This is a genomic window from uncultured Gimesia sp., assembly GCF_963972345.1.
Lineage (GTDB): Bacteria > Planctomycetota > Planctomycetia > Planctomycetales > Planctomycetaceae > Gimesia.
The window spans coordinates 24,830-33,101 of sequence record NZ_CAXAVM010000075.1 but is presented as its reverse complement, the minus strand read 5'-3'; the positions used below and the strand labels follow the sequence as shown (position 1 = coordinate 33,101).

The window sequence follows — 8,272 nt, the reverse complement described above, 5'->3', positions numbered from 1 at the left end:
CCAGGTCCGGCACCAACACTGGCTGGTTTGGCTCCAAACTCCAGTCCGCGGGCCAGCAGCGGCGAAGTCTCCGAAACTTCCCAGTCCTCAGGCTTATAACGATGATTAAAAGAATTATTGGGTCGACGAAATGTAAAGGCGAGAGTATCTCCCACAGAAGTCTCATCGGTTTTTCCCCAGAACTGGCTCCAGCTTTTTACATCGGTCACGCCAGTCTCAGCCTTGCCGCTCAGCCCCAGCCAGTCATTCACATCATAGACATTCAAATCTCCTGCAAAGGAACGATTCTCTTTTGATCCCCTGGCAGACAACATGGAAAGCCCCAGGTTCTCCACTTTAAAAGCACAGTGGTCGCTCTTCACATGAATATTTTTAACGAAACGTTCAAACACAAAACCCTCTGCGCCCTGAACCGTGCAATAAGACAGGTTCAGATTAATATCTCCCCCCGCAGTCGCACCGGTGCTCTTCAGGACAGAGAATATTTTTCGTGAGAAGATAATCGAATCATCCACTGAAATAGTCTGTTTACCGGTCCCTTCGATTTCAAAGGCTGCCCGTCCTCCTACGAAAAAACAGTTGGAAATTGTAGAATCAGTCGGTTTTAAAACCTGGACTGCAGCCATGCCTTTATCGTTCTGTTCTGAGATCGTACAGTTCAGCATTTTTAAATTGCCGCCATTCACGACAATCGCTGCCCAGGGCACATCCTTACCCACTTCAGGAGGATCAAATTCAAAGGCGATGCCTTCCAGTGCCAGCGTCCCTTTTGAGACCCGCAGGATATGACGTACATTCGGATCACGCTCCGGCCTCGATCGCAAGCCCAGACTGTTCTTCCCCCGTTCATACTGAAAGATTGGTGCATAGCCAAAGCCGGCCTCGATACTCAGATCTTTATCAATTTCCAGGTGGGGGACTCCAAAAGGGCCGTCCCCGTTTACCCGAATCAAATCACCCGCTTTGGCAGCAGCGACCGCGGCCTGCAGTGTTTCGAACTCCGGTTTTTTCTCCTGCGAATAGATCTGGAACTTCTTTTCAGGTTCCCCGTTCAACATCCGCGAGATATCACTTCCCAGATTGGCTTTGCGCAGGAACAGAATCGCAAATGCTGTCTCAGCCAGTTTGCCTCGTGAATCTTCCCAGCTGCCATCTTCTTTCTGAGTTTGAATCAGGGCGGAGGCCCCTTTGGAAAACCAGTCAGTATTTCCCAGCGTTTCCAGCCCCAGTAACACGCCTACGCGCTCCGTCGACCAGAGAAAATAGCGGGCCGAAGAGGCACTGATTCCGGCGGCATAGGTTCCCGCCATTTCCAGCCCTTTGGCAAAAATCGGATCGGAGATCAACGTGTCTCCCTCTTTCTGCGTTTCGGAGGAGTCGCCCGCTTCCTTGAGAACATCCTGACTCATCGATCGAATTTTTGTCGCACGGGCCACCGTCAGACAGAACAGGCCTGCCAGCGTCATCGAGTTTCGTGAAGGTTCTTTCATATCTTCAGTGGGCAGTTTATATGACCAGCCACCGTCTTCGTTCTGCGTCTCGACAAAGCGTCGCGCCACGCCGATCATTGAATCGTCGATATTGATATTTGAGCGGGAGGCGGTCCACAAACCAAGCACTGCAAACTGAGTGCAACTGTTATCGCCGGGTGAGGTTCCCAGTTTGAGACGAGACCGTGGATTATTTAAACTACTGGCAGTCGCCAGCGGACAGGTGTAGCTCCAGCCACCTGTCGTGGTCTGACCGGCGATTAATCGCGCTGCAAACCGGCGGATATCGGCTTTGTCTTCGCGATTTCCAATGCGGGATAATAACAGAATGGCCAGAGACAGGTCATACGTCGATTTCAGTTTCTCTGATTCTTTCAGGACAAACTGTCTGCCTTTCTGAATCAGTGGGTCGTTGACGGGAATTCCATTTTCCAACAGTGCCATGGTACAGAGCGCAGTAATCCCCACCGGATGACCTTCATATTCCCAACTGCCATCTTCCAACTGTTGAGACTTGAGAAATTCAACCCCCTTGAGCCGGGAAGCCGTTACTTCCTGCTCGGTCTGTGCCTGCAAAGGGGAAGACACAACACTTGAGCATAAGACCAGAGCAAATCCAAAACACACAAACTTGAACAGTTGACGGCGCATCACTGTTTACTCCTGGCAGGAATGAATAGAACCTTAAAGATAATCATGTCTTCAACAAAGATTAACGTATTCTAAATCAACCGCCTGGAAAAGCGAAATGGTATTTCTAAAATCCTTGCAATTCGGACAAAAGTAAAATAAGGTCACGACCAAAATTGCGACTACTTCTGCAGGGTGGAGTTTCGAGCCTGCGCAGTAAGGTCCTTGATTGTGGAAACCACCCTTTGTTCCACTGATTCTGCAAAGGGACCGGGATAGGAAGTATAAATCATCGCTCTATTCCCCTCGTAACCGCCCTCTTTCAGGACGCGCAGACTGGGAAGATATCCAAAGACATTATTTGAGTAGCCGGCGACCCAGACGACGGGCTCTTTATTCCCGGTCCCGGTATTCCCGACTCCCGTTTTCAGTTCCCGCTGCAGCCTGAGGGAATAATCGACCACCGTTTCACCACAGATCGCCGCTAAAGTCAGGTCATTCCCCAACTGAATGACCTGCAGGGGAAAGGCATAGCTGGTCTGAATACCTCCGCGTTCTTCGAGTTGCTCCAGCAGACGCACAGCGTGACTTTGTTCATATTTATTGCCTGTTTCCTTGCGTTTGAGCAGTTCTTCCCGGGCAGGAGGTGTGGCAAATTCCAGCTCGACCTCATCCATTGCGATTCCCAGGCGACCATGGATTTCGCGAGGCTGCTTGACCGACAAAGCCACTTCGACCGCGTTGGAAAGCGCACGCCCATGCTGTTTTGCCAGATCCAGCGATCGTCGCGGGTAGGGATTCTGATCTCCACCGCAGCCCATCATAAACAGAGCCACCATCCCCGGATGGGCTTCTTCCAGATATTCCTGGGCATAACCGGCGTAGTCACCACAAAACTGATAAAAGCTGAGCGTTGTATTATGACAGGCATAGCCAAACATCGCTGCTACTAACGAACTGTCCGGTCGTTCTACGATCAACACCGGCACCCGTTGATCGACGGGGCCTTCCGGATTGGGACTGTTGATGACCCCCTGGGGAGTCGGCAGACGACGGTTCATCGCAAACCCTGCCCGCGCGGAAGCATATTTCAGCTCAACAGGTTCCAGTCGAGGCAGCGTTTCTGCGAGGGCTTTGAGCAGTTTCTCGACCAGTTGCTTCGTATACAGCCGGGCTTCTGCACCGCGATCTCCCCCCAGTCCGCGGCGGGTCGCTTTGTCTTCCCGTAATTCCGGCCCGCAGTGGGTATGCGAGGCATTCATCAATAAAGCCGCTGAAGGAATCTTAAACTCGGATTCCAGCCGCGCAGCGATCGGATCGCGTAACGCAGGTGTAATGCCAATCAGGTCCGTTGTGATGATCACAACTTTTTCGCCCCTGTTATCTTCCAGAATCAACAGTTTGGCGTACAGATCATGCACTTTCCCTTGAGAGGGTTTGGTACGGGAGGCGTACCCTGACATCCACATGGGCTTGTCAGGTGTGATCACAACAGACGCAGCAGCACCGCGCCATTCTGGCCTGGTGTCCGTTTCGGCAGCCGCAACCTGGGTCAGCACGACAGGCGTTGTCCAGTTAAACAGAACAGTGACCATCAACAATGGAAGGAAGAATGATTTCATAACGATACCTCACAGGTTTGATACTTATTTTAAAATGATGCTTCAGGCTCCACAGACAGCACAGTCTTTTCGACGCAGGATCCGGTTTCTTTGAAATGTCATGTCCCGCAAATCGAACATCAGCAGTTGATTGGCCAGCGTCTCACCCAGGCCACTGAGGACCTTGATTGCTTCCATGGCCGCCATACAGCCCACCGTACCCGAGACGGCTCCAAATACGGGAAACTCCCGCTTCCAGGCGGGAGGATCATGGGGATAGAGACAGGCCAGACAGCCGGTCTGTCCGGGAATGAACGTAGTCAGTTGTGCTTCCAGATCATACATGGCACATTCGACAAGCGGCTTCTTCTGCAGGACAGACTGACGATTCATGGCATAGCGTTCCGGGAAGAGCGGGGCACAATCGACGATCAGATCGACCTGCTTCACAAGCTGCTCTGCGTTCACTTCACTCAGATTTTCCGGAACCGCCACAATTTCCAATCGGGGATTCAATTCTTTCAAACGTCGCTCAGCAGATTCGACACGAGGCTTACCCAGCCAGTCATGTGTCATTAACAGTTGACGATTCAGGTCACTCGGTTTGACATTTCCGGCATGCGCGATCACCAGTTTCCCGATACCCGCCGCCGCCAGTTCGTAGGCTACCACGCTCCCCAGGCCGCCACACCGCGAAATCAGAACAGAGGCATTTTTCAGTTTCTCCTGGCCGGCTTCCCCAAATTCGGGCACCCAGATCTGCCACTCATAAACTGCTCGTTCTTCATCGGTCAGGGGAGCGAAACCGGACATCATGACTCCTGTATAGTGAGGCGGGATTTCTGTTTGAGAATGATATATGGTGTGTTGCTCATCCGCCGGAAATCGGGGAGAGTATCGTCACGACCTGGTGAGGTTCCAGCGTCAGTGGCTCTTCCCATAATACCTGTTCGTTCGAAACAAACAACAGGATGGAGGGATGCAGGGCTTCTGTATCCGGAAAGAGCAGAGGCTTCAGAGCAGTCGAGTGAGTTTCCGCTACCTGCCTCACCAGATCCTGGAGTGTACTTCCGGGTGAAATCTCGTATTCTTCAGCACCAGTACCGGCTGCTTTTTTGACCTGGGCCGTATATTCCACCTTAATCTTCATGCTATTGCGCTTTCATTCTTTCTGATGTGTCTGTCTTCGTTTCGGCAGCCTGTCTGTCGTCAGGAGTCACTCCCGGAATTTCCGTTGACTTCCCAGACAGACTGTGGACCGCGCCCTCAACGATGACCAGTTTGATGTCCCCCAGCCTTTCTGATTCGGAAGCATTGTGTGTGATATGTAAGGTTGTGACTCCGGTCACGCGCTGCACTTCTTCCAAGAGGGCACACATCTCGCCGCGGGTGTCTTCATCCAGGGCACTTAAAGGTTCATCCAGGCAGAGAATGGAAGGTTTCGCTGCCAGGGCACGTCCCAGGGAGACCCGTTGTGTTTCCCCACCACTCAAACCAAAAGGGGTGCGATTTAACAGGGCACTGATTCCCAGCAATTCAGCCAGCTCTTCCACACGGCTGTTGATTTCCCGCTGATTCCATTTCCTGAGTTCTAAAGCGAATGAAAGATTATCACGCACCGTCATCGTATGAAACAGCACGCCATCCTGGGGAACGTATCCAATTTCGCGCTCTGCCGGGCTGGCATGCGTCATCGGTCTGCCATTGAGGGAAACCGTTCCCGACTGGATTTTCTTTAATCCACAGATCGTTTCCAGAATGGTTGTTTTTCCGCTGCCGGTCTTACCCATCAGGACGGCATAATGCCCGCCGGGAACTTCAAAGCTGACGTCTTTCAATCTGAATTCGCCAACCTGGACACAAAGGTTTTTTACTGAAATCATAACTTGTCAAATCAGGTAGATGAGATCTCCGGCTGAGCCGGGTTCAAACAGGTCACGTTTATATTGCAGCGCCGCGGGTCAGCCCGAACATACGGGCAATGACCAGCACAATCAAGGCAGACACGACCATAATCAGCGAGGCGGCAACCGCACCTTCGATATTACCGACAGTCAGTTCCAGGAATACGGTCGTTGGCAGTACTTCCGTCTTCATGCGTGTAGCCCCGGAAAAGACCAGGATCGGTCCAAACTCACCCAGGGAGCGCGCCCAGGCCAGTGTGCCTGCTGCCAGCAGTCCCCGGTATGCCTGTGGAAAGACCACACGCCAGAACGCCTGCCCCCGGTTACAGCCCAGCGTTAAAGCCACCTGCTCATAGCGGGGGCCAATCTGATCAAAGGTCACCCGCATCGTCCTGACCGCGAAGGCACAGGCCACCATGAACTGGGCCAGAATCACACTCGGTATTTCATAAGTCACGCCGATTGATTTCCCGAAAGTTACTTTGGTCACCTTGCGAATCACGTCATCAACTGATTGTGTTTGCGACACCAATGTGGCTGGCACATATTCGACTCCAGACTTTTCTGCAACCATTCTGTTGAGCCATTCGATTTGTGGAACTTCCACCTGAAACAGAATCAACAGACACAGGCCTATCACCAGGGGAGGCAGGACAATCGGGATATCCAGAATGGCATCAATCAGCGTCTTACCGGGAAATTCGTGACGCGACATCAGATAGCCAATGGGAACCGAAACCCAGAGCGAGAGGACCGTTGTGATCGCGCAGGAAACCAGACTCAACCAGATGGCATAGCGGATTTCCGGCTTGGAAAATGCATTCCAGATGTGATCGGGCGTGGTATAAGTTGTCTCGGCGGACAGCATCGCCACAATCAGAAATACGTAAATCGCACTGATGGAAATAAAGATGGTATAGAATGGCAGATCAGAGCGTGGCTTGAAACCCCCGGTTTTCTGTTCGTTCACAGTCGGCTCGATCATAGCGACTCCGAAGCAACGCGCCAGCGAAAACCATTGGATTCAAAAATTGCCCGCGAGGGTGAATCTGTCAAAGTATCCACCAGACGCTGCAGCAAATGCGGATACTTTGTCGATTTCAGGATCGCGATGGGCTGTTCCGCCAGGGGACGACCTTCTTTGATCTCAACGACATCTAACTTATCTGCCACTTTCGAAATATTGGCGCGATACACAATTGCCGCATCCAGTGATCCGGTTCTCAACTGGTTGACCAGCAGATCCGCAGTCGGCGTGTTGGTTTTCACATTTGGCTGAACTGCGTTGTACAGGCTTTGTTCGTTATGCACCAGCGGTTCCAGTAATTTTTTAGTCAAAGCACCCAGTGCGCTCTGTTCATGGTGCGCCAGTCCCACCTTGATTTCTTTTCCCGCGAGATCGAATACCGTTTTGATCTGCTGGGGGTTCCCCTTCTCAACAATGATGACCATATCGGTTTCAGCTACCGTCAGGGGCAGGGTAAACTTAGGCTGGACCTGCACCATGTAGGAAGAATCACAGGCAAAATAAGCATCAGGCCGCTGACCACTGTTGATCTGACCGACCAGAATGCCACACCCGTTATATACAGTATTGACGGTTACTCCTTCACGCTGCTCAAACTCTTTCAACGTATCCTGAATCGCCAGTCGATTCACTCCGCCACTGAAGAGCAGGATGGTCGGATGAGGATCCCAGGCATCACCTTCGACTGTCTCATATCCCATCTCTGAAAACAGTTTCTGTCCTTTTTCCGGAGCCTGCAGATAACGGGCAAACAGCAGTGCCTGTTGGGGTTTTTCAGAAGACTTTAAGATACCAACGGTGACATTTTTGATGGTTCCTGAAAGTTCTGGCACATCGACCATGTCTGCTTTTTCAGGATGCTGATTGACGGTGGCGTCCCACACGATCGCAGCATCGACGGCTCCCAGCATGACATCAGTGGCAATTTCTGAAACCGTTGGTTTGAAAACACGAGCCGACTTCGAAACCGCTTCCCATTTACCGGCTTCGGTCAGTTGTTTTTTTGTCAGCTTTCCTATCGATGCTGCATCCGGGTTAGCCAGAGCAAATGTCACATCAGATTTCAACAGATCATCAATCGATTGAATCTTTTTCGGATTCCCTTTTTTGACCATTATCACAGGATGCATTCGGGCCACAGAAATGGCTTCCTCAACCAGACCTTTCTCACGGGCGATTTCGATATAGCTGGTGTCAGCCGCCAGGTACAGATCCCCTTTCTTCGCCACCTGCAGGTTACTGAGCAGGGTTCCGGAACCACCATACTGCAGATGAACGGGAACGCCAAATTCTTCCTCAGCAAATTGTGCGGCGGCGGCAGCGACCGGTGGTTTGATCCCGGCTGCACAATACATTACCAGTGCATCGTCCTGGTTTTCATTTGAAGCAGACTCGGGGGCAGTTTTATTTGCCGTCGTTGTCTGATTGCTGTCGGGGTCTGTGGGAGGAGAATAAACCAGTAATATCAACATCACCGCCAGAAACAGGATTGAGCCTCCGGCGAGTGCCAGTCCACTGTTAATTTTTCCTGTCCGGCAGGGAGACGGTTCAGACAGTTTCCCATTCTGGCCACGGAGATATTTCATATTTTCCACCTGAACTTAAAGCTGTTACGATTTG

7 protein-coding genes are annotated in these 8,272 nt (G+C 51.6%); all 7 read right to left on the bottom strand.

Translation table 11 applies throughout. The annotated features are described in order from the left end of the window. On the bottom strand, nucleotides 1-2,141 hold a 2,141-nt coding region (locus tag AACZ40_RS14275; protein ID WP_339674719.1), incomplete at its 3' end, for a prenyltransferase/squalene oxidase repeat-containing protein. A 161-nt stretch (nucleotides 2,142-2,302) separates the two neighbouring features. Continuing rightward, a complete protein-coding gene (locus tag AACZ40_RS14270) occupies nucleotides 2,303-3,742 on the bottom strand; it encodes a neutral/alkaline non-lysosomal ceramidase N-terminal domain-containing protein (protein ID WP_291177236.1) in 1,440 nt (479 codons plus the stop codon). A 42-nt stretch (nucleotides 3,743-3,784) separates the two neighbouring features. Continuing rightward, complete coding sequence (locus AACZ40_RS14265) at nucleotides 3,785-4,537, bottom strand: HesA/MoeB/ThiF family protein (RefSeq protein ID WP_291177239.1); 753 nt, start codon at nucleotides 4,535-4,537, stop codon at nucleotides 3,785-3,787. A 55-nt stretch (nucleotides 4,538-4,592) separates the two neighbouring features. Continuing rightward, nucleotides 4,593-4,871 carry a MoaD/ThiS family protein gene (locus AACZ40_RS14260; RefSeq protein ID WP_291177242.1) on the bottom strand — a complete coding sequence of 93 codons (279 nt, stop codon included), beginning with the start codon at nucleotides 4,869-4,871 and terminating at the stop codon, nucleotides 4,593-4,595. A 1-nt stretch (nucleotide 4,872) separates the two neighbouring features. Next, nucleotides 4,873-5,604: an ATP-binding cassette domain-containing protein gene (locus tag AACZ40_RS14255; protein WP_291177244.1), complete on the bottom strand. Its 732-nt coding sequence runs from the start codon at nucleotides 5,602-5,604 to the stop codon at nucleotides 4,873-4,875. Nucleotides 5,605-5,662: 58 nt separating this feature from the next. Further along, on the bottom strand, nucleotides 5,663-6,610 hold the full coding sequence (locus AACZ40_RS14250) for an ABC transporter permease (RefSeq protein ID WP_291177247.1): 948 nt from the start codon (nucleotides 6,608-6,610) through the stop codon (nucleotides 5,663-5,665). Then, nucleotides 6,607-8,238, bottom strand: coding sequence for a molybdate ABC transporter substrate-binding protein (modA, locus tag AACZ40_RS14245; RefSeq protein ID WP_291177250.1), 1,632 nt, complete (start codon nucleotides 8,236-8,238; stop codon nucleotides 6,607-6,609). Before modA ends, AACZ40_RS14250 begins: the two co-directional genes overlap by 4 nt. Between the last annotated feature and the right edge of the window lie 34 nt (nucleotides 8,239-8,272).